18 protein-coding genes are annotated in these 19,982 nt (G+C 65.2%); 8 read left to right on the top strand and 10 right to left on the bottom strand.

Going from position 1 to position 19,982, the window contains the following annotated elements:
* Positions 1 to 19: 19 nt before the first annotated feature.
* The 5 genes from Q319_RS0102865 to Q319_RS0102845 form a co-directional block, all read right to left on the bottom strand.
* A complete protein-coding gene (locus Q319_RS0102865; RefSeq protein WP_029480405.1) occupies positions 20 to 1,207 on the bottom strand; it encodes an ABC transporter substrate-binding protein in 1,188 nt (395 codons plus the stop codon).
* 88 nt (positions 1,208 to 1,295) lie between these two features.
* The gene (locus Q319_RS0102860; protein ID WP_029480402.1) at positions 1,296 to 2,369 is read right to left on the bottom strand and encodes a branched-chain amino acid ABC transporter permease; all 1,074 of its coding nucleotides are present in this window, start codon (positions 2,367 to 2,369) and stop codon (positions 1,296 to 1,298) included.
* A gap of 54 nt (positions 2,370 to 2,423) precedes the next feature.
* On the bottom strand, positions 2,424 to 3,320 hold the full coding sequence (locus tag Q319_RS0102855; RefSeq protein WP_029480400.1) for a branched-chain amino acid ABC transporter permease: 897 nt from the start codon (positions 3,318 to 3,320) through the stop codon (positions 2,424 to 2,426).
* Between the two features lie 257 nt (positions 3,321 to 3,577).
* Positions 3,578 to 5,542 carry an AMP-binding protein gene (locus tag Q319_RS0102850; protein ID WP_051655050.1) on the bottom strand — a complete coding sequence of 655 codons (1,965 nt, stop codon included), beginning with the start codon at positions 5,540 to 5,542 and terminating at the stop codon, positions 3,578 to 3,580.
* On the bottom strand, positions 5,539 to 6,339 hold the full coding sequence (locus Q319_RS0102845) for an ABC transporter ATP-binding protein (protein ID WP_029480395.1): 801 nt from the start codon (positions 6,337 to 6,339) through the stop codon (positions 5,539 to 5,541). The genes Q319_RS0102850 and Q319_RS0102845 overlap by 4 nt, the downstream gene beginning before the upstream one ends.
* A 245-nt stretch (positions 6,340 to 6,584) precedes the next feature.
* Between Q319_RS0102845 and Q319_RS0102840 the strand changes: the two genes are divergently transcribed.
* On the top strand, positions 6,585 to 8,153 hold the full coding sequence (locus Q319_RS0102840; RefSeq protein WP_051655049.1) for an AMP-binding protein: 1,569 nt from the start codon (positions 6,585 to 6,587) through the stop codon (positions 8,151 to 8,153).
* A 19-nt stretch (positions 8,154 to 8,172) separates the two neighbouring features.
* Here Q319_RS0102840 and Q319_RS0102835 read toward each other — a convergent pair whose 3' ends face one another.
* Positions 8,173 to 8,832: a 1-acyl-sn-glycerol-3-phosphate acyltransferase gene (locus Q319_RS0102835; protein WP_029480391.1), complete on the bottom strand. Its 660-nt coding sequence runs from the start codon at positions 8,830 to 8,832 to the stop codon at positions 8,173 to 8,175.
* A 70-nt stretch (positions 8,833 to 8,902) separates the two neighbouring features.
* Here Q319_RS0102835 and Q319_RS0102830 point away from each other — a divergent pair, with 70 nt between their 5' ends.
* A complete protein-coding gene (locus Q319_RS0102830) occupies positions 8,903 to 9,526 on the top strand; it encodes an SDR family oxidoreductase (protein ID WP_029480389.1) in 624 nt (207 codons plus the stop codon).
* 3 nt (positions 9,527 to 9,529) lie between these two features.
* On the opposite strand, the gene Q319_RS0102825 is transcribed toward Q319_RS0102830, so the two are convergent.
* Positions 9,530 to 10,615, bottom strand: coding sequence for an alpha/beta hydrolase (locus Q319_RS0102825; RefSeq protein ID WP_029480387.1), 1,086 nt, complete (start codon positions 10,613 to 10,615; stop codon positions 9,530 to 9,532).
* 345 nt (positions 10,616 to 10,960) lie between these two features.
* Between Q319_RS0102825 and lon the strand changes: the two genes are divergently transcribed.
* Both lon and Q319_RS0102815 read left to right on the top strand, forming a co-directional pair.
* Positions 10,961 to 13,432: an endopeptidase La gene (gene lon / locus Q319_RS0102820; RefSeq protein ID WP_029480385.1), complete on the top strand. Its 2,472-nt coding sequence runs from the start codon at positions 10,961 to 10,963 to the stop codon at positions 13,430 to 13,432.
* A gap of 132 nt (positions 13,433 to 13,564) precedes the next feature.
* Positions 13,565 to 14,092 carry a YqgE/AlgH family protein gene (locus tag Q319_RS0102815; RefSeq protein WP_029480382.1) on the top strand — a complete coding sequence of 176 codons (528 nt, stop codon included), beginning with the start codon at positions 13,565 to 13,567 and terminating at the stop codon, positions 14,090 to 14,092.
* Positions 14,093 to 14,204: 112 nt separating this feature from the next.
* On the opposite strand, the gene murA is transcribed toward Q319_RS0102815, so the two are convergent.
* A complete protein-coding gene (murA, locus tag Q319_RS0102810) occupies positions 14,205 to 15,482 on the bottom strand; it encodes a UDP-N-acetylglucosamine 1-carboxyvinyltransferase (RefSeq protein WP_029480380.1) in 1,278 nt (425 codons plus the stop codon).
* A 299-nt stretch (positions 15,483 to 15,781) separates the two neighbouring features.
* Here murA and Q319_RS0102805 point away from each other — a divergent pair, with 299 nt between their 5' ends.
* Both Q319_RS0102805 and Q319_RS0102800 read left to right on the top strand, forming a co-directional pair.
* Positions 15,782 to 16,015, top strand: a complete 234-nt coding sequence (locus Q319_RS0102805; RefSeq protein ID WP_029480378.1) for a hypothetical protein — start codon at positions 15,782 to 15,784, stop codon at positions 16,013 to 16,015.
* An 84-nt stretch (positions 16,016 to 16,099) separates the two neighbouring features.
* Positions 16,100 to 16,756, top strand: coding sequence for a class I SAM-dependent methyltransferase (locus Q319_RS0102800; RefSeq protein ID WP_029480376.1), 657 nt, complete (start codon positions 16,100 to 16,102; stop codon positions 16,754 to 16,756).
* Between the two features lie 39 nt (positions 16,757 to 16,795).
* On the opposite strand, the gene truA is transcribed toward Q319_RS0102800, so the two are convergent.
* Positions 16,796 to 17,581 (bottom strand): tRNA pseudouridine(38-40) synthase TruA, encoded by a 786-nt coding sequence (gene truA / locus Q319_RS0102795; protein ID WP_034413502.1) that lies wholly within the window; start codon positions 17,579 to 17,581, stop codon positions 16,796 to 16,798.
* Positions 17,582 to 17,644: 63 nt separating this feature from the next.
* Here truA and Q319_RS0102790 point away from each other — a divergent pair, with 63 nt between their 5' ends.
* Both Q319_RS0102790 and Q319_RS0102785 read left to right on the top strand, forming a co-directional pair.
* Positions 17,645 to 18,484 carry a M23 family metallopeptidase gene (locus Q319_RS0102790; RefSeq protein WP_245618917.1) on the top strand — a complete coding sequence of 280 codons (840 nt, stop codon included), beginning with the start codon at positions 17,645 to 17,647 and terminating at the stop codon, positions 18,482 to 18,484.
* A gap of 20 nt (positions 18,485 to 18,504) precedes the next feature.
* The gene (locus Q319_RS0102785) at positions 18,505 to 18,726 is read left to right on the top strand and encodes an antibiotic biosynthesis monooxygenase family protein (protein ID WP_034413498.1); all 222 of its coding nucleotides are present in this window, start codon (positions 18,505 to 18,507) and stop codon (positions 18,724 to 18,726) included.
* An 83-nt stretch (positions 18,727 to 18,809) separates the two neighbouring features.
* On the opposite strand, the gene surE is transcribed toward Q319_RS0102785, so the two are convergent.
* Complete coding sequence (gene surE / locus Q319_RS0102780) at positions 18,810 to 19,583, bottom strand: 5'/3'-nucleotidase SurE (RefSeq protein WP_029480367.1); 774 nt, start codon at positions 19,581 to 19,583, stop codon at positions 18,810 to 18,812.
* Positions 19,584 to 19,982: the final 399 nt, after the last annotated feature.

Genomic DNA, 19,982 nt, shown 5'->3' with positions numbered 1-19,982 from the left:
AGGCTTTAGACGACGCGCCCTACTTCAGCGGGTGAACAAGCTGGAACAGTGCGCTGCGCTGCGCCCCGGTGATCGCCTTGAAGTTCCCGGTGGCATCGGCCTGCAACAGCCGCAGGCTTTCCGCGCCGATGTGATCTTTGGCGCTGAAGGTCACCGGGCCGACGGCAAAGCCGGGGTTGAACGACTTGCTGCCGTTCATGCTGATCAGGCCCTTGTAGACCCCGGCGGCGTCCGGGTTGGCCCCGGCGCGTTTCATGGCCTCGATGGCAATGGCCGACGCCATCAGTCCACTGGTGTAATGCACGCTGCGGATGGTGTCCGCATTGCGCTTGAACTGTGCGCCGATCTTCTTCGCCAGAATGATGCCCGGCTGGCTGGCCTCGTCGTACAGGTAGTAACTGGTGGCCCAGATAAAGTCCTTGGCGGCGTCCCCGGCCAGCTTGGTCAGGTCTTCCCCACCGGTGTAGTGCGCGCCCATAAACTGCATCTTGCCCAGCAGGTTCAACCGCTTGGCGTCCTTCAGGATGTTCGCCACCGGCCCGGCGGTGTTCTGGTTGATGATGTATTTCGCGCCCTGCGACTCCAGCCGCTTCAGCAGGGCGGTATTGTCCAGATTGTTGCCGCCCACCTCCTGCACGTCGGTGATTTTCAGGCCCAGACGGGTGGCGGCCTTGCGGGCGTCCACCACCGGGTCACGCCCGAAGGGGCTGGGGTTGACGATCAGCGCCACCTTCGCGCCGCGCTCCTTCTTGGCGATGTATTCCAGCAGCGCCACGATGTTCTCGCTGTAGCTGCTGACGGGCAGGAAGGTGTAGGTGTTGTCGGGCGCGTCGATGATGCCGATGTGATAGCTGGCCGTCAGCGTGGGAATCTTGGTTTCCTGAATCACGCTCTTGAGTTGCAGGGCACCGCCCGTCGCGTAACCCAGGAACACCGGGGCGTTCAGGTTGGCGACGAAATCCTCGAAGTTGCGCTGGGTGTTGGCGTTGTTGTACTGGTCATCGCGGGTCACGCAGTTGAGGGTGATGCCCGGCAGCATTTTCTGCGCGTTGGCGTACTTGCAATAGTCCTCCACGCCCGCCGCGTAGCTGGCTCCGGCGTCGCTCGTCGGTCCGGTGATGGCCCCGGACCACGGCAGCGTCACGGTTTTCTGAGCAGCGGCGAAGGACAGGGAAACGAGGGCGGACAGCATCAGGGTCTTCTTCATGGGTGGAACCTCCGAACGGTGAGAGGGCGGGTAGGGATTTGGATTGACGTTGATATTGGAGGGTGGATTCGTTGCACTTGTGGGGCCGCTAGAACTTATACGGCCACTTCTTGAAATACAGCCTGGAGAGTCGCCACCAGTTGGCCAGCCCGCGCGGCTCAAACATCAGGAACAGCACGATGGCGAGGCCGAAGGACAGTGGGCGGAGCGCCGTGGCCACATCCACCCCCGCCGGGAACAGGTTCTGTGCCCCCAGCCACTGGCTGCCGTTGCCCACCAGACGGTCCAGCGTCACGATAAACAGCGGCCCCAGGAACGAGCCCGGCAGGCTGCCCAGCCCGCCCACAATCGCCATCGCCAGCAGTTGAATGGAGATGTGCAGGCCGTAATCCTCGATCACCACGGCTTTCTGGAAGTACGCGAACAGCCCGCCCGCGATGCCGGCGTAGAACGAGCCGATCATGAAGGCCATGATCTTGGCGGTGCCGGGGTTGATCCCCATCGCGGCGGCAGCCCGGTCATTGTCCCGCACGGCGATCAGTGAGCGTCCGTGTTTGGTCCGCAGCACGTTGCGCCACAGCAGGCCCATAACAACCAGCACCGGCAGAATCAGGTAGTACCACACGAAATTGTGGTTAAAGAACGTGGCCTTGACCCCGAACACCTGCACCTGCGGCAGGCTGATCGCGCCCCCCTGCGCCAGCAGCGGCGTGTGCCCCACGCCCCACTCGAAGATGATCTGGAAGGCGAGGGTGGCAACCGCTAAATACAGGTATTTGAGGCGGAGGCTGGGCAGGCCAACAAAGGTGCCGACCAGCGCGCCCGCCAGTCCACCAATCGGAATGGCGAGGAAGAAGGGGAGGTTGAGCCGCGTGGCCGCCAGTGCCGTGGCGTACGCCCCCACGCCCATGAACGCCGCCTGCCCGATGTTGATCAGGCCGGTGTATCCGGTGGTGATGTTCAGGCCGATCACCGCCACCGCGTAGATCATGATCATGTTCACGTCGCGCAGCATGGTCTTGGGCAGGATCAGCGGCAGCAGCAGCAAAAGGCCGATCAGCACGATCAGGCTCAGTTGCTCGGCATAGGTGGCGAAGATCGTCTGGTCCTGCCGGTACTTGGTGCGGTAATTGCCGGTCTGGGTAAAGCGGGAGGCGGGCATCAGCGCACGCCCTTCGTGGGTCTCACTCTCAAGCCGCTTGCCACCATGCCGGACCTATACACGCTCGATCTCCTTCGTACCAAACAGCCCGTAAGGGCGGATCAGCAGCACGATGATCAGGATGATGAAGGGAAACACCTCGCGGGTGCCGCCCCCCGGCACGACGCCGTCCAGATAGCCCGCCGAGAGGTTTTCCAGAATGCCGATCAGCATGCCGCCCACGATGGCCCCGATTACGCTGTCCAGACCGCCCAGGATCACCACCGGAAAGACCTTGAGACCAATGCCTGCCAGACCGCCCAGCGTCAGTCCGCTCATCAGGCCCAGGATCACGCCCGCCGCCGCCGCCGTGAGGCCCGCCGCCGCCCAGGCCAGTGCGAACACGCGCTCCACGCTGGTGCCGACGCTCATGGCCGCCATCTGGTCATCGGCCACGGCGCGCATGGTGATGCCCAGGGTGCTTTTGTTGAAGAAGTAGGTGAAGCCGCCAAGCAAGGCCAGCGCCATCAACACGCCCGCGATCTGGGTCTTGGACAGCGGCAGGCCGAACAGTTCGATGCCCTGCCCGGTCAGCAATGCAGGGCGCTCAAAGCCGAAGGTTCCCGCGCCGTAGGGCGTCAGGTGAATCAGGCCGTCGATCACGCTGCTCAGGCCAATGGTGACCATGATGACCGCGATAATCGGCTGGCCCACCATGCGCCGCAGAAACACGCGCTCGATCAGCATGCCCAGCAGGAAGGTGGTGAGCATGGCGATCAGCCCGGCCAGCCAGAAATTGACGCCCCGCTGGGTCAGTGCGAAGGCGATAAACGCCCCGGTGGCGATGATCTGCCCGTGCGCGAAGTTGATCACGCGGCTGGACTTGTAGATCAGCACGAAGCCCAGCGCGGCCAGGGCATAGACGCTGCCGATCACGACGCCCGCGATCAGCAGTTGTGGGAGTAAGTCCACTCAGACCTCCTTTTGGGACGGGGTGATGGGGATGTGGTGTTGGGTTGGCAGTTTTCTGGGGTGGGTCCCACGGTTTAACCCCTCTGCTTCGCAGCTCTGCGAGTCCGGCCTCTCGGGCCACCTCTCATTAGAAGGGAGGCAAGAGTCTCGGAATTGCCCGGCCAGCAGCGCACTCCTGGCTCCCCTCAAGGGGAGCTGGCGGCGACGCCGACTGAGGGGTTTGCGTGGGAGCCACCAACTCACACCGTCCAAAACCATCACGCCCCCACCCGCGCCGCTGCCACTCCAGATCGCGGAACCGCCCGCTCCATCCCCGGTACGCGATAAACAACCACAGCCGTCTCCACCCTCTGCGTCTGCCCGTCCTGGTATTTGAACGTCGCCTCCACCCGCACAGATTCGGAGCCGTCGTAGAGAGCGGCAACAATGGGCGCGTACTTCTCGCGGATCAGCTTGCGCCGGACCTTGCCGGTGCGCGTCAACTCATCGTCGTCGGCGTCGAGCAGCTTGTACAGCAGCACAAAACGGGCGACTCGCTCATGGGGTTCCAGTCGCCCATTCGCCTCCTCCACCTCTTTCAGGATCAGCTCAGCCAGTTCTGGCTTGCTGCTCAGGTCCATGTACGTGCTGTAGGCAATCTGGCGTTTCTCGGCCCACTGCCCGGCGGTCAGGGGGTCCACGTTCAGGAAAGCCGTGACCTCGTGCTGGCCGTCGCCAAAGGCCACTGCCTCCTTGATATAAGGGCTGAATTTCAGGCGGTTCTCAATGAACTGCGGGCTGAAGGTTTCGCCGTTCGCCGTCTTCATCACGTCGCTCAGGCGGTCAATGACCTGAAGGTGGCCTTCGGGGGTCAGGCGTCCGGCGTCGCCGCTGTGCAGCCAGCCGTCACGAATCGTCTCGGCGCTGGCGTCGTCGCGCTTGTAATAGCCCGCCACCACGGCGGGGCTGCGGCTGAGGATCTCGCCCTCGTCGGTAATTCGGACCTCGCCGCCAGGGAGGATCTTGCCCACGGTGTCAAAGCGCACGTCGCCGTCGCGGTGGACGTAGGCGATGCCGATGTTCTCGGTCTGGCCGTAAATCTGCTTCAGGTTCACGCCGAGGCCGTGGTAAAAGCGGAATACGTCCGGCCCCAGCGCCGCGCCGCCGGTATAAGCGCGTTTGAGGCGCAGAAAGCCCAGTTGATCCAGCAGCGGACGGGTCAGCCCCCAGTACGCCAGCCACTTTTTGAAGCCCGCCGCGCCACTCGCCTTTTTCCCGCTCAGGCTGGCGTCGGCGGCGTCGGTACTCCATTGCAGGAGCTTGCGATACAGCGCCCGGTTGGGGCCGTAACTCTCCTGCATCCGAATGAACATGCTGCTCTGAATGCCCTCCCACACGCGCGGCGGGGCGAACATGAAGTGCGGGCCGATCTCCACCAGATCGCTCATGGCCGTCTCGTTGCTCTCGGGGAAGTTGACCGTCACGGCATTGGCGAGGGCCACCGCCACCGTCATCATCTGCTCGCCGATCCAGGCCATCGGCAGGAAGGACAGGTAATCGTCGCCAGGATTTAACGGGTCCACCTCGCCTAGCGCTTTGCCCATATACAGCAGATTGCGGTGGGACAGCATGGCCGCCTTGGGGTTCCCGGTGGTGCCAGAGGTGAGGCTGAAGTGGCACACGTCGTCGGGTTTGCCCAGCGCGGCCTCGCGGTCAAAGACTCGGGCCGCCTCGGGCCGCCCCAGTTCCAGCAGTTCCTCAAAGGAAATGAACCAGTCGTCGCCCGCGTGCTTGCTCATGCCGCGCCCGTCCTCGTAAATCACCTTGCGGATGTGGGGAAGGCTGGCACGGTGGTCCAGCAGCTTGTCCACCTGCTCCTCGTCCTCGGCCAGCACCACCACGGCGTCGGTGTAGTCCAGCACGTAACGGGCTTCCTCGGACGAACTGCTCTGGTACACGCCCACGCTGACGGCTCCCAGCGCCTGTACGCCAATTTCCATAAAGACCCAGGCAGGAATGTTGTCGGCCATCACGGCGACTTTCTCCCCGCGCACGATGCCGAGTTTGTGCAGCCCGGCGGCCACCTGCTGAGCCCGCGTCAAATATTCCGCGTATGTCGTCTCGTTCCAGATGCCGTATTCCTTATGGCGCAGGGCCACGGCTTTCGGCGTCTGGGCCGCACGTTTTGCAAGGAGCCGGGGAATGGTCAGCTCAGTAACATCCCCGACGTCGTAGGGGGTCACGCGCCCACCGCCTGCTGTTCTTCCGCAACACCCGTATACGCCTCAATCACACGCGGATCGGCACTGACCTCTTCAGGCTTACCGCCCGCGATCAACTGGCCGAAATCCAGCACGTACACGCGGTCACTGATGTCCATGACCACGCCCATATCGTGTTCAATTAAAACGATGGTGATGCCCTGCTCGCGCTGGATGTCCAGAATGAAGCGCACCATGTCTTCCTTTTCCTCCACGTTCATGCCCGCCATCGGCTCGTCGAGCAGCAGCAACTGGGGCGCGAGGGTCAGGGCGCGGGCCACCTCCACCCGCTTCTGGATGCCGTAGGCCAGCGTGCCGACGGGGTGGGCGCGGTGTTCCTCCAGCTCCATGAAGTCGATGATGCGCTCCACGTAGGCGCGGTTCTCGGCCTCCTGACGGCTGGCGCGGCCATAGAAGATCAGGCTGTCCAGCAGGCCGTAACGCAGGTGCGTGTGCCGGGCCAGCAGCAGGTTTTCCACCACGCTGAGGCCCCGGAACAGCTCCAGATTCTGAAAGGCGCGGGCAATGCCGTAACTGGTGACCACGTTGGGTGCGGCGCGGCTCAGGTCATGGGAACCGAAGGTAATACGGCCTTTTGTCGGGTGGTAAAAGCCGCTGATGCAGTTCAGCAGACTGGTCTTCCCTGCCCCGTTCGGCCCGATGATGCTGACGATCTCGCCCGGCGGCACGGTCAGGCTCGCGTCGGTCAGCGCGTTGAGGCCGCCGAAGGTGAGGGTCACTCCGTGAACTTCGAGTTGGGGAGTTGAAGGCTGTGACATGACACCTCGCGTGAAGGAACCTGAGAACAGCGTCTGACAGAACAGAGGATGAGCAAAGCGAAGATTGTCGGTGAAGTGATTATGGGCGTATGGCTCAGGCTGTGAATGTGTATTTGTCTAGACGCTTATTACCCAAATGAGAGATCGGGGCTGATCTGTCTAGACCATTTAGAGCAAATGCTGAGGGTCAATCCTCAGACTGGGCTGATTCTATCCCCCACCTTCCCCCTGCCAGAGGCTCCGCCGTGAAAACGCCACTGACCCCTCTCGAACCCGTTCTGCGCGCCCTGCACATCCACAAAAAACGTCCGGCCATCGAGTCGGGCGGGAAAACATGGAGTTTCGCAGAGCTGGCAGACCGCACTGCCCGCCTCGTCACGCTGCTGCGGGAAAATGGTCTGCGGCCCAGCACCCATGCCCTGCTGATTTCTCCCAACACGCCGGATGCGCTGCTGGCCTTTCTCGCCGTTCCGCTGGCCGGAGGCGTCATCGTGCCCCTGAATCCCGCCTTCAGCGACGAGGCACTGCGCTTTCTGGCGGGCCACGCCGATCCGGTGGTGGCGCTGGTGGACACAGGCTGTCTAGCGCGTGTGGCCGAGCGGCTGGGCGAACTCAACATCCTCATCATTGAAATCGGAGACGCTTCTGATCTGGGCGCGAGGCTGAGTGCCGTCTCCCCCGCTCCTCTTGAAGTTCCGTCCACGTTGGACGAGGATTCGCCCATCAGCATCAATTACACCAGCGGCACCACCAGCGATCCCAAGGGCGTGATGGTCACGCACCGCAATGCCTATATCAACCTCAGCAACCTGCTGTACCACCTGAACCTGCGGCCCGGCAGCGTGTACCTGCATGCCCTGCCGCTGGCGCACGGCAACGGCTGGGGCAGCGCCTGGGCGGTGACGGCGGCGGGCGGCACCCATGTGATGCTGGGCGGCGACGAGACACCTGAGCTGAGGCGGGCACTCATGACACGCGGGATCACGCATCTGTTCGCCTCGCCCGCCATCCTGACGCCGCTCTCGGATTCCGCTGCGCCCATGACCCTGCCGCGCCCGGTGCGGCTGCTGATGGCCGGAACGCTCCCGCCGCCGCGTCTGCTGGAACAGCTTCAGGCGCAGGGTTTTCAGGTGCTGCACGGCTACGGCCTGACGGAAACCAATGCGGTCATGACCGTCAGCGAACTGGACTCAGAGGAAGGCGACACCCGCATCCTGTCCCGCCAGGGTCACCCGATGATGTTCGGCGGTCAGGTGCGCGTGGTGGCAGAGGACGGGCAGCAGGTTCCCGCCGACGGCTTCACCCCTGGCGAGATCGTCATTCGGGGCAATCAGGTCATGAAAGGCTACTACAGGAACCGCGCGGCCACCCGGCGGGCGCTGGACGGCGGCTGGCTGCATACCGGCGATCTGGCGGTGGTTCATCCCGATGGGCGGGTGGACATTCTGGACCGGGCGGGCGACCTGCTGACCATCGGCGGCCAGAGCGTCTCCAGCGCGCAGATCGAGGCCGTGCTGTACCGCCATCCCAGCGTGCGCGAGGCCGTGGTGGTGGCCGCACATCCGCAGCCGGACCAGACCTGCGCGGTGGCCTTCGTCACCCTGCACCCCGGCGCGGGCGTGCGCGGCGAGGAACTGCGCGGGTTTTGCGCCCCACATCTGCCCGAATACGCCCTGCCTGGCCATGTCCACCTCGTTGCAGAGCTGCCCAAGACGGCCAGCGGCAAGGTGCTGAAGCATGTGCTGCGGGCGCAGGCGCAGGAAACGCAGACGCGGGAAACACAGGTGCGGGAACCGCAGATGCGGGAAAGGTGAATCTGGCTACGCCCTGCGGCTAGACCAGCTCTCCCACAGGCTGCGCCAGCTCCCGCAGCCGCTCACCCAGCTCCGCCGTCACGCCTTTAATGCCGCCCTGCGCTTCGATGGGCGGGCCGAAACGCACGATCCAGCGTTTGCCTTCGCGGCAGATGCCAGCGGGCAGGATCGGGGCGCGGGCCTTGGCGGCAATCAAGGCCACACCGCCCTGGAGGGCCGGGCCGCCGCGCGTTCCCTGCGGGAAGATGCCCACCGTGCCGTTGTTCTTGAGGATTCGCACCGCCATCCGCACGGCCCCCAGATCATTGCCCGAACGGTCAATGGGAAAGCTCCCGCCCGTGCTGATGATCCAGCCGATCACGGGGACGAACAGCTCTTTTTTTGCCATGAACTGCACCAGGCGGCCCGGCGGCAGGGAGCGGGCCACCATGAACGGATCAAGGCCGGAACGGTGGTTGGCCGCGACCACCAATGGCGTGCCGGGCGGCGGCACATGCTCGCGCCCGTGGACTTCCAGGTGTGCGCCGCTGAGCATCACGGGCAGGTAGGTCAGCGCCAGCACGGCGCGGTAGACCCGTGGATCGGCGGCGGGCGGCGCGGCTTCGGGGGCAGCGGCTTGCGGCCCGCCGCCACGTCTGGAACTGGAGCCGGAAAGATCGGGACGGGCGGCGTCGCTCATGAGGGCAGGATACGCCCAGACTAAGGGGGCTGGCCCTTTACTTTTGCTGGCCCCGCTCTAGCCTTGGGCCATGAAGATCGCAGTGATCGGTGCGGCGGGCGGTGTGGGCCGCCGGGTGGTGGCGCAGGCCGCCAAAGCAGGACATGAGGTTTCGGCGCTGGTGCGCCGCGAGGAGCAGGCCGACATGGTGTCCCTTTACGGCGCAAAACCCGTCATGGGCGATCTGGAGGGCGACTGGCAGGCGGTGCTGGACGGCTCAGACGTAGTGGTCTGGGCCGCAGGCGGCGGCGCGGGCGGCAATTATCAGGCCATCGACGGCGAGGCCCTGGGGCGCGTGGCCGACACCCTGGCGGAGCGCGGCCCGAAGCGGCTGATCGTGGTCAGCAGCATGGGCGTGGACCGCCCGGAGCAGATGCCGCCCTTTTTGCAGCAGGTGCTGAAGGTCAAGGCGCAGTCGGACGGCCATGTGCAGCAAAGCGGTCTGGACTGGACCATCGTGCGCCCTGGCGGCCTGACCGACGAACCTGGCAGCGGCAGAGTCACGGTGGGCGGGCAGGTAGAAGGCGGCATGATCCCGCGCGACGACGTGGCGAGCGTGGTCCTGGCCTGTCTGACTGACCCGTCCACGGCGGGCAAGACCTTCGAGATGGTGGCCGGAGAGCAGGGCATTTCAGACGCGATAGCCAGCCTGTAAATCCTATTCCCGGGAAGTGGGCGAGCCTTCCAGCCACCAGCGCAGAAAAGCCGGGAAACGCTCCGCCCACGCGGCCTCGTCGTGCCAGTGGTCCGCCCCGATGGTGACGTGAACTTCACGCACTCTAGGTTTCAGGCGGGCAGCAAGATCGTGGGTCAGCGCCACCATCTCTGCCGCACCCTTCAGAGAAGCGGCCTCGCGGTCCCCCATGTCGAGCCAGACGCGGGACTGTGGGGCCGGGCGGTTTTCCATCCAGCGCAGCAACTCGAAATCGGCAGGAAAGATGGCCGGGCTGAAGACGCCCAGCGTGGCGAACTCGGCGGGAGCGCGCAAGCCGCCGTACAGCGTGACGAGGCCGCCAAAGGATGACCCGGCCAGAGCTGTCTGCGGAGCCATGCCGAAACGCTCGGCCAGCGCGGGCTTGAGCGTGTCTGCAATCCAGTCCAGATACTCGTCCGCCCCAGAGTTGAAATCATTCATCTCGAAGTGAAACGGCGCGTAACGGCGGCTGCGCTCGTCGTTCACGCTCAGAGCAGCGATCAGGCAGGGATGGCCCTCATCGGCCAGGGCTTGGGCAGCCTCAACGACGCTCCAACTCTGCCCGGCGAAGGTGGAAGCCTCGTCATACACGTTCTGGCCGTCGTGCATGATCAGCAGCGGCAAGGGCGGCGTGGATGCTTCGGGCCACCATAGCCGTACAATCTGCTCGCCCCAGGGCGCTGCCAGCGTCAATTCCTCGCGCGGCGGGGCCGAGGCGGAAGGCCGTCCTCTGCCCTGTCGAGTGTCCTGCCAGCCCTCCAGTTGGAGCTGAATTTCCATATCGCCGTGGACAACAGCTTTATGGGCAGGGGTGCGGCCTCCCCACACGTCGCCCTCTTCCGTGGCCTGCTCGTCATGCGATACGCGGACCTTGACCCCCAGCAACGCGCCCTCGGGCAGATCGGCGTCCAGTACGGCTCTGTTTCCCGAACGCTCGAAGGTCCAGCCTGCCGGGTCATTGCCCCACTTCCGGTGATCCCCAGTCAGGAACAGGACGCCATGCGGCATGTTCGGCGGCAACTCTGGAATCACGAAACGGACCTGGGCCATAACTCAGCTTAGGGGCTGAACGGCACGAGATGCGACTGATGCGCCTCCCGCCCGTCAGGTAAAGTAGGCGATATCCCTGGCCTCCCCCCGAGAAGCAGACCCCCGCCCGCGTTAAGCCGCCGTCAGCTTGCGTGAGGTTGGTGTCAGCGCACCGGGAGTACGCTCTGGGAGTGACATAGACACGGTAGACCGCTGGCCCAGACCGCCCGCTACAGCTTCAGAAAGCACTTGCCTTGACTTCTTAAACTTGATATACTTGCACTCAAGTTTCCTGGCAGATCCATCAGTACATGCCACCGGAGACCTCCTCTTTCCACTGACCTGCAAGGGCCAAAGGAGTTCCGCATGCCCACCGACAAGACCCAAAGCACCAGCCTGAATCTCCCCAAAATTGTCCCCGTCTGCCCGGTTCGCGGCAGCGTGATCTACCCCACGATGGTGCAGCACATCGACGCCAGCCGTTCTATCTCTATCAACGCCATCGAGGCCGCCATGAACGCCGAGAAGGTCATCCTGATCGTGTCCCAGAAGGACAAGGACGTGGATGATCCCAAGGGCGCGGACCTGTACGACACCGGCACCGCCTGCAATGTGCTGCGCGTCCGCAAGAACCCCGACGGCACCGTGCAGATGCTGGTCAGCGCCGTGGCCCGCGTCAAGGTGGGCAAGTACACCGAGGGCGATTACCTGCGCGCCAGCATCACCGAGTTGCCCGCACCCGCCGACAACCCCGTGGAGTTGCAGGCCCTGAGCCGCGAACTGCGCGAACGCTTCGACGTGATCGCCGGAAACGGCAAGATCAGCAGCGAGAGCGTGCAGACCATCAACGGCAAGGACGACGTGGGCGAGATGGCCGATCACATCGCCTTCAACCTGGATTTCAAGCTGGAGGACAAGCAGGCGCTGCTGGAAGCCGTGCGCCTCACGGACCGCATCCGCACGCTGCTGACGCTGCTGGACACCGAGCAGGAAGTGCAGGCGGTGCAGGCCAAGATCCGCGCGCAGGTTAAAGACGAGATCGACAAGAACCAGCGCGAGTACTACCTGCGTGAGCAGATGAAGGTCATCCAGAAAGAGTTGCAGGGCGGTGAAGACGGTGAGGAAGGCGATGAGGCCGAGCAGTTCCGCACCAAGATCGACGCGCTGGAGCTGAAGCCCGACGTCAAGAAGGAAATTGACCGCGAGGTCAACCGTCTGGCCCGGATGCACCCCGACGCCGCCGAGGCCAGCGTGATCCGCACCTACCTGACCTGGGTCACGGAACTGCCGTGGAACACCCGCAGTGAGGACCGCCTGGAAGTCGAGGAAGCCGCGCAGGTGCTGGACGAGGACCACTACGGTCTGGAGAAGGTCAAGGACCGCGTGCTGGAATTCCTGGCCGTGCGCCGCTTGCGTAAAGAGCGTGCCGAGCGCGGCGAGCTGAGCGCCGAGGACGTCAACAAGGGGCCGATCCTGGTCTTCACCGGGCCTCCCGGCGTCGGGAAAACCAGCATCGCGCAGAGCATCGCCAAGGCGCTGGGCCGCCAGTACGTGCGGATTGCGCTGGGCGGCGCACGCGACGAGTCCGATATTCGCGGCCATCGCCGCACCTACATCGGCGCGATGCCGGGCCGCCTGATCCAGGGCCTGCGCACCGCCGGAACCAAGAACCCGGTGATCCTGCTGGACGAGGTGGACAAGCTGGGCAGCTCGTATCAGGGCGATCCGAGTGCAGCGCTGCTGGAAGTGCTGGACCCCGCGCAGAACCAGAACTTCACCGATCACTACCTGGGCGTGGCCTTCGACCTGAGCGAAGTGATGTTCATCGCCACCGCCAACTACCCCGAGCAGATTCCCGCCGCACTGATGGACCGCATGGAAGTGATCGACTTCTCCAGCTACATCGAGCAGGAGAAGCTGGAAATCGCCAAGCGCTACCTGATGCCCCGCCAACTGACGCAGAACGGCCTGAAGCCCAATCAGATCAGCTTTACCGACGCTGCGCTGGAACGGCTGATCAGCCACTACACCCGTGAGGCCGGGGTCCGCAACCTGGAACGCGAGATCGGCACGGTGGCCCGCAAGGTGGCCCGCCGGATTGCCACCGGGGACGTCAAGCGCGTCAAGGTGACCGACAAGGAGCTGGAGCGCTACCTGGGCCAGGCCCGTCACACCCCCGAAACCGAGAACCGCGAGGACATGGTGGGCGTGTCCACCGGGATGTTCTACACCCCCGTCGGCGGCGACATCCTGTTCGTGGAAACCTCGATCATGCCCGGCAAGGGACTGGTGTTGACCGGACAGCTCGGCGACGTGATGAAGGAGTCGGCCCGCGCCGCCCTGACCTACATCAAGAGCAACGCCGAACGCTTCCACATCGACCGCGCTCGCATTGAGGACTCCGAGATCCACGTCCACGTTCCCGCCGGAGCCATTCCCAAGGAAGGCCCCAGCGCAGGCGGCGCGATGGTGACCAGTCTGATCAGCGCCCTGACCGGCATCCCCGCCCGCCACGACGTCGCCATGACCGGCGAGATGACCCTGACCGGACGCTACCTGCCCATCGGTGGTCTGAAGGAAAAGGTGCTGGGTGCGCGCCGTGCGGGCATCAAGCACATCATCATGCCCAAGGCCAACGAGCCGGACCTGCGCGACATTCCCACCCACCTGCGTTCCAGCGTGCGCTTCCACCCCTGCGAAACGGTGGATCAGGTGCTGGACGTGGCCCTGGTGGGCGGCCTGAAGGCTTTGGAAACCCCGCGTGGCAACGAGGCATCCACCCCCACCCCACCCGCCAAACGCCGTGCCGCCCGGCGTGGACCGGGAGCCAGCGCTTAACCCCCAGACAACTTTTGGAGTCTCAGGCCCCTGCTTCGGCGGGGGTTTTTTTGTGCAGTCCCTGTGGCGGTCACACCCTGCCATGACACCCCGCCGCGTGCAACAGCCGCCTGCCCGCTATCCTGTCCAGTAATGAGTGGGCCACTGACTTTCCTGGTCGCCAGTCCTCACCTGCACGGCGAGGTCTTTGGCGGCACCGTCATCCTGTTGCTGGAACATGACGCGAAAGGCGCGATGGGATTGATCGTCAACGCGCCGACGCCCCAGCCCGTCTCCGAGCTGATGGCCGGGGCCGAGGGACAGGACACCCCGGCATGGCTGGGCGGCCCGGTGGACCCCACGCTGGGCTGGTGCCTGTACCCGGACGCGCTGGAACTGGACGGCGAGATGGAGCTGGTGCCGGGCCTGAACGTGTCCAGCAGCCTGGACGTTCTGCACGCCGTGATGGAAAGCGGACAGCGCTACATGCTGGTGCTGGGCTACGCGGGCTGGAGCGCCGGGCAGCTCACCGAGGAAGCGCGGGCCGGGGCCTGGGTCTGGGTGGAGCAGGACACCCCGGAATTGCTGTGGGACATTCCAGCAGCAGGTCGCTGGAGCGAGGCCCTGCGGCGTCTGGGCGTGATTCCCAGCACCATCATGCCGGGCGGGGCGCAGGCCTGAGGGCGCGTTGGGGTCAATCTCCGCTGCATTGCCGGATGCCCCGGTCACCGTGCTGCAATTGAAAACGCGCCCGCCTCCAGCTAAGAGACAGGCGCGTTTCTAGTTTGAATCCTCAGTCCATGGCCAGGGCCATGTCGTGCTGCTGCACGTTGGCCCCGATGCCGCGCAGACGCTCGGCCAGACGCTCGTAACCCCGGTTCAGGTACTGCACGCCGTCGATGACGGTTTCGCCCTCGGTGGTCAGGGCGGCGATGAACAGAGCCGCCCCGGCGCGCAGGTCAGCGGCCTTGACCGGGGCCGCGTGCAATTTTGCGCCCTGAATGACCTGCGTGTAGCCGCTGACGGTAATGTTCGCGCCCATGCGGTGCAGTTCAGCGACGTGGGTCAGGCGGTCCGGGTACACCGGGTCCTGCACGACGCTGGTACCAGGAACGGTGGCGAGCAGGGCGCTCATCTGCGGTTGCAGATCGGTGGGAAAGCCGGGGAAGCTCTGGGTGGTCACATTTACCGGCTTCAGCTCCGTCCCGGTGGCGTCCACGATCAGGGTGTTACCGTCCTCGGTGATCACGACGCCCATTTCCTGCAATTTGGCGGTCACGGCGCGCAGGTGATCGGGGCGCACGTTGCGGACCCGCAGCTTGCAGCGGTTGGCGGCGGCCAGCATCATGAACGTTCCGGCCTCGATGCGGTCAGGAATCACCGTGTACGAACCGCCGCGCAGGGCAGCGACGCCGCGCACGGTGATGGTGTTGGTCCCCGCGCCCGTGATGTCCGCGCCCAGTGAATTCAGGAACTCCACCATGTCCACCACATCGGTGTCGATGCTGGCGTTGTCCAGCACCACCACGCCGTCGCCCAGCGCAGCGGCCAGGATGGCGTTGTGGGTGCCGCCCACGGTCAGCAGCTCAAAGACGAAATGCCCGCTCAGACTGCCTTCGCGCCGCGCGTCGAAGTTGCCGCCGTCCTCGGTCATGGTCACGCCCAGCGCGCGGAACGCTTTGACATGCTGGTCCACCGGGCGCGGTCCCCAGGCGCAGCCGCCCGGCATGCTGACGGTGGCCTGCCCGGCACGGGCCAGGATCGCGCCCATCACGATAAAGCTGGCGCGCATCTTGCTGACCAGCGCGTAAGGGGCGTCGGTGTTGAGGATCTCGGGCGTGTACAGTTCCAGGCTGTTGTCCCCCACCCACTTGTGCTGCGTCCCCAGGTGCGCCATCAGGTCCAGAATGGTGTACACGTCGCTCAGACGCGGAATACCGTGCAGGGTCACCGGCTCGCAGCTCAGCAGGGTGGCGACGATCACCGGCAGGGCAGCGTTCTTGCTGTGTTGAACGGTAATTTCGCCGCTGAGCGCGCGGCCACCCTTGATGTGCAGTGGGGTTAATTGCATGGGAGTTCATCCTCTTGGAAGCGAAGTGGGAAGGTTCAGACAACAGCAAACCGGGACAGTCTAATGGAGTGACGGAAAGTTCACCAAATCTGGGTCCACAGGTGTATCTTACACATCTTGCTCACTGTACGTCTACTCTCTGTCTACTCCTTTCCTCTATACACGTGGATCTCCCCCCATCCCCTGAGCATGATGTTGAGGTGAGTGCCCCCCCATGCTACGCTCGGCCCACGGTCCGCCGCATCCCCGTTCTGACCCGTTTTCATGGTCAGCCCCGCGCGGCCCACACCAGGAGAGGCATGCCCAAAAAGGAACGCAAACGCTTGCAGGTGGTCATCAGTGACGAGCAGGACGCGCTGCTGACACGCACCGCCTACGAGCTGTCCAGTCCCGAACGCCTGATCAGCAAGAGCGAGGTCGTGCGGCTGGCCATCGAAAAGATCGCCCGCGAACTCGGCGAGGGACCCCAGGCCGGACAGATCGACGAGTACCGCGCCATTCTGGGCAGCTCGGGGGCCAGGGACGAGGACTGAACCATCCGGGCAGGGCAGGCAAGGCGTGGAGGAAACCGTTCCCCACGCCTTTTTTGAGGCCATCTTCTTCGGTAAGGAGGCATCATGACTGACCCGCCCCATTCCCGCGCGTGGTACGCCCGACTGGCCCGAGAGCTGGGCGGCTGCCGTCATCCGTGGAGCCGCGTGCTGGACGGCCCGAACCCGGAGTTGACCTTTGACGCGCTGCTGATGGAACACCTGCGCCCAGACACCCGCGTGCTGGAGGCAGGTTGTGGTCATGGCTCCGACGCGGCGCGTTTCGGCAGTCAGTGCGCGCGGTGGGCAGCCTACGACTGGGTGCCGGAAATACTGAGGCTGGCGCGGGAGAATGCTCCGGCAGCCGAATTCCACCTGTGGGACGGCAAGGGCGAGGTGCCCACGGATTTACGCGGCCCCTTCAATCTGATCGTGTCGCGCCGGGGGCCGACTTCGGTGATCGGTCATCTGAACGCTGTGGCCGCGCCGGACGCCCATTTTTTGTACGTGGGGCCACGGCTGGACGTGCCTCGTGTGCCGGAGCGGCTGGCGGCAGTGGGCTGGGCCATGCTAGGCGAATGGCGCGTGTCTGTGCGGGCGTGGATACCGTCGTGGGCCGACTGGCAGACCCGCTGTGAGTTCATGGGCGAGACCGCCAGCCGCGCGGCCTGGGACGCACACGCTGGCGCACGGGGCATGCCTTACCAGGAGGAACGGTACGTGGTGCTGGCAGGGCGGGATTGAGCGTGGGGAATGTCAGCCTCTTCCCTGTTCGCCATAGCCCTAGCCCTGCCCACCATAACTCGCACCTGTGAAATACAGACCGTGGGCAGGGACATTCGCGCCCGCCTGCGCCCGCTGACGGGAGGCCAGGATTGCGGCTACCGCGTCCGCCTCCAGTTTGCCCGCGCCGACGAGCAACAGCGTGCCCACCAGCCCGCGTACCATGTGGCGCAGAAAACTCTGGCCCGCGACGTGGATTTCCCAGACGGAACTGCCGGGCACCACACTCAGGCCACGCAGTTCCCGCACCGTCTGGCGGTCCTCCTGGGTGGCGAAGGCGGCGAAGTCATGGGTGCCGGTCAGGCTGGCGGCGGCGGCGTTCATGGCCTCCGCGTCCAGTTCACCTCGCACATGCAGGGCGCGGCCCTCCCACAGGGGGTGTCGGTGCGGCGTTCGCAATACGCGGTACACGTAGCGCCGCTCGGCACATGAAAAACGGGCGTGAAAGCCCGGCGGGGCCTGTGCAGCGTCCAGCACGGCCAGCGTCGGCGGCAGATGGGCGTTCAGCGCCCGCGCCAGCCGGGGCAGGGGCACGCCAAAGCCCTGGGGCACGTCCATATGCACCGGCATGGCCTCGGCGTGGACTCCGGCGTCGGTGCGTCCGGCGGCGACAGGACGAAACTCAGCAGACGTCAGGTGCTGAAATGCCCCCTGTAACGTGTCCTGCACGCTGGGGACGCTGGCCTGCGACTGCCATCCGGCGTAGGCCGCGCCGTCCCAGCCGACGGTCAGCCGCAGACGGATGTGGCCCGCTGGCGGAACATAGCTGCGGCGGGTATCGGTCATGGCGCACAGAGTAACGCCAGCGCGTCTCATGGAAATCTGGCACGAGTTGGTATGCTTTCCGGCGTGAAGAACGTCCTGTGCGCCGCGCTCTGTGGCCTGACCCTGAGCGGCCTGATGTTGACTGGCTGGGCGGGGGCCGCCACCTCGTACCGGGTCAGATCCGGCGATACCCTGGGCCAGATCGCGGCCCGCGCGGGCCTCAGCGTGGGGCAGGTGCAGGCGGCCAATCCGAAATTGCGAGGTAAGACAGGGGTGCAGGCAGGCTGGGTACTGACCCTCCCCGCGCGGCCCGGCGCGGCCACCCAGTACCGCGTGAGGTCCGGCGACAGCCTGAGCGTGATCGCCAAGCGGTACAACGTCTCGCTGTCCCAGTTGTTCAGGGCCAATCCGCGCTACGCGGGTGGCAAACCGGTTCAGGTGGGCGCGCTGGTCAAGATTCCGGCACGCACGGTGACGGCCAGTTCCACGCGCACCCCTGCCGCCACGGTCCGCACCGCCAGCACTTCCAGCCGCGCGGGCGGGTGGCTCTGGCCGCTGGGCAGCTACAACACCATCAGCAGCGGCTACGGCGAGCGAACGCTGGAAGGCGACTCCGAGATGCATTACGGCGTGGACATCGTGGCTCCGCTGGGCACCCCCGTCCGGGCGGCCCGCAGCGGGCGGGTGCTGGAATCACGCCCCGACTTCGAGCGCGGCTGGGGCTGGACCGTGGTGATCGAACACCCGGACGGCTGGATCACCCGGTATGCCCACCTGAGCGTCAACCTGATCAGGAAAGGCGAACTGGTCAGCCGGGGGCAGACGATAGGCCGGGTGGGCAACACGGGCCGCAGCACCGGGCCACACCTGCATTTCGGCACCTACCTGCGCTGGGATCCGCGCAATCCGCTGGGACTGTACTGAGGACTGGAACGGTGAAAAGGGTGCATTACGCAGAAGCGCGCGGAGACGGGGCCGAAGCCTTGCTGCGTGGGTTTTTAGGAGGTCTGCTGAACTGCCCCGGTTTCCTGGGCGCGGAATTGCTGGGCAGTCCGGGGCAGCCGGGCCTGTATCTGGTGGCGAGCCGCTGGGCCACAGAAGTGCCGGAACTGAGCGTGCCGGGCGGCGTGAAGGCGTGGAGCTTTGAGGTTCTGACCGAAGCCTAGCCTAGCCAGACGATGCCACAAGTTGACCGAGGCGCTGGCTGAGGCTGACAGGTCAGGGCCGGGTGCCGGGTTAACCAGCCGCCCTAAACCTCTGGCAGATAGCCCTCAACCTGTTCCAGCAGGTCGCGCGCCGTCAGATCGAGACGCACCGGGGTCACGCTGATCATGCCACTCTGCACCGCGCCGTAATCGGTGCGCTCGTCCTGGGCGTCCTCGGCGCGGCTCACTCCGGCCACCCAGTGGTAATCGCGGCCCTCGGGGTCCTGGCGGGTGACCACACTGTCCTCCCAGCGGTGGTGCCCCACGGCGGTCACGCGCACCTCCAGAGCCGGGCGGCTGGGAAAGTTGACGTTCAGCAGCGTGCGCGGCGGCAGACCGTGGACCAGCACCTGCCGGGCCAGTTTCGCGGCGTAGGCGGCCCCGGCAGCAAAATCGTACTCGCCGTCCGGGCCACTCTGCTGGCTGAAGGCGATGCTCGGCAGCCCCAGCGACAGCCCCTCGATGGCCGCCGCCACCGTGCCTGAGTGCGTCAGATCGTCGCCCAGATTGGGGCCGAGGTTGATGCCGCTGACCACCAGATCAGGCCGTCCCAGCAGATGCACGCCCAGCACCACACAATCGGCAGGGGTGCCGTCCACCCGGTAGGCGGGAATCTCGCCAAAGCCCGCCGCCGCCGTGTGCTTGAACCGCAGAGGGCGGCGGATGGTGATGCCGTGACCCACGGCGGACTGCTCGACATCGGGGGCAACCACCGTGACATCGGCGAATTCACTCATGGCCAGGGCCAGCGCCTTGATGCCCGGCGAGAAGATACCGTCGTCGTTGGACACCAGGATATGGCTTCTTTTCCCATTCATGCTGTCAGGTTACTGCGGGTCTGGGCGCTGGGCGTCAGGGAAACAAGCCCCGTATTCCGGGTACGGACCTGTACATTCCACATCCAGCCAGCATCCGGCCTGATCCCAATCGAGTGTGCTGCCCAGCCCGCCCAGGCGGCAGCCCTGGCTTCCTCATGGCAGTCCAGGCAGGCCGCGAGGGCCGTCCGCCCGGCACGGGTGGGGATGTCGTGGGACTGGCCGTGACCGGCAGCACACGGGAGAGGGGGTAACGCTTGGTCCGTCGTCTCTCCGGCGTCATCGGATGAGCCTGGGCAGCACCTGTCCCCACCTGACCCGGCGTTCGGGGAGCAGGTTGGATCAGCGCCGCCCGGTGATTTGTAAGTCGGTTGTCAAACGTGCTGAAGCAAACTCTCCAGC

The sequence above is a fragment of the Deinococcus marmoris DSM 12784 genome (assembly GCF_000701405.1).
Lineage (GTDB): Bacteria > Deinococcota > Deinococci > Deinococcales > Deinococcaceae > Deinococcus > Deinococcus marmoris.
This window is presented reverse-complemented; position numbering and strand designations above follow the sequence as displayed.

Coding starts and splice junctions, on each gene's coding strand:
- Q319_RS0102865 (WP_029480405.1), bottom strand. CDS start 1,207: ATGAAGAAGACCCTGATGCTGTCCGCCCTCGTTTCCCTGTCCTTCGCC.
- Q319_RS0102860 (WP_029480402.1), bottom strand. CDS start 2,369: ATGCCCGCCTCCCGCTTTACCCAGACCGGCAATTACCGCACCAAGTAC.
- Q319_RS0102845 (WP_029480395.1), bottom strand. CDS start 6,339: ATGTCACAGCCTTCAACTCCCCAACTCGAAGTTCACGGAGTGACCCTC.
- Q319_RS0102835 (WP_029480391.1), bottom strand. CDS start 8,832: ATGAGCGACGCCGCCCGTCCCGATCTTTCCGGCTCCAGTTCCAGACGT.
- Q319_RS0102830 (WP_029480389.1), top strand. CDS start 8,903: ATGAAGATCGCAGTGATCGGTGCGGCGGGCGGTGTGGGCCGCCGGGTG.
- Q319_RS0102825 (WP_029480387.1), bottom strand. CDS start 10,615: ATGGCCCAGGTCCGTTTCGTGATTCCAGAGTTGCCGCCGAACATGCCG.
- lon (WP_029480385.1), top strand. CDS start 10,961: ATGCCCACCGACAAGACCCAAAGCACCAGCCTGAATCTCCCCAAAATT.
- Q319_RS0102815 (WP_029480382.1), top strand. CDS start 13,565: ATGAGTGGGCCACTGACTTTCCTGGTCGCCAGTCCTCACCTGCACGGC.
- murA (WP_029480380.1), bottom strand. CDS start 15,482: ATGCAATTAACCCCACTGCACATCAAGGGTGGCCGCGCGCTCAGCGGC.
- Q319_RS0102805 (WP_029480378.1), top strand. CDS start 15,782: ATGCCCAAAAAGGAACGCAAACGCTTGCAGGTGGTCATCAGTGACGAG.
- Q319_RS0102800 (WP_029480376.1), top strand. CDS start 16,100: ATGACTGACCCGCCCCATTCCCGCGCGTGGTACGCCCGACTGGCCCGA.
- truA (WP_034413502.1), bottom strand. CDS start 17,581: ATGACCGATACCCGCCGCAGCTATGTTCCGCCAGCGGGCCACATCCGT.
- surE (WP_029480367.1), bottom strand. CDS start 19,583: ATGAATGGGAAAAGAAGCCATATCCTGGTGTCCAACGACGACGGTATC.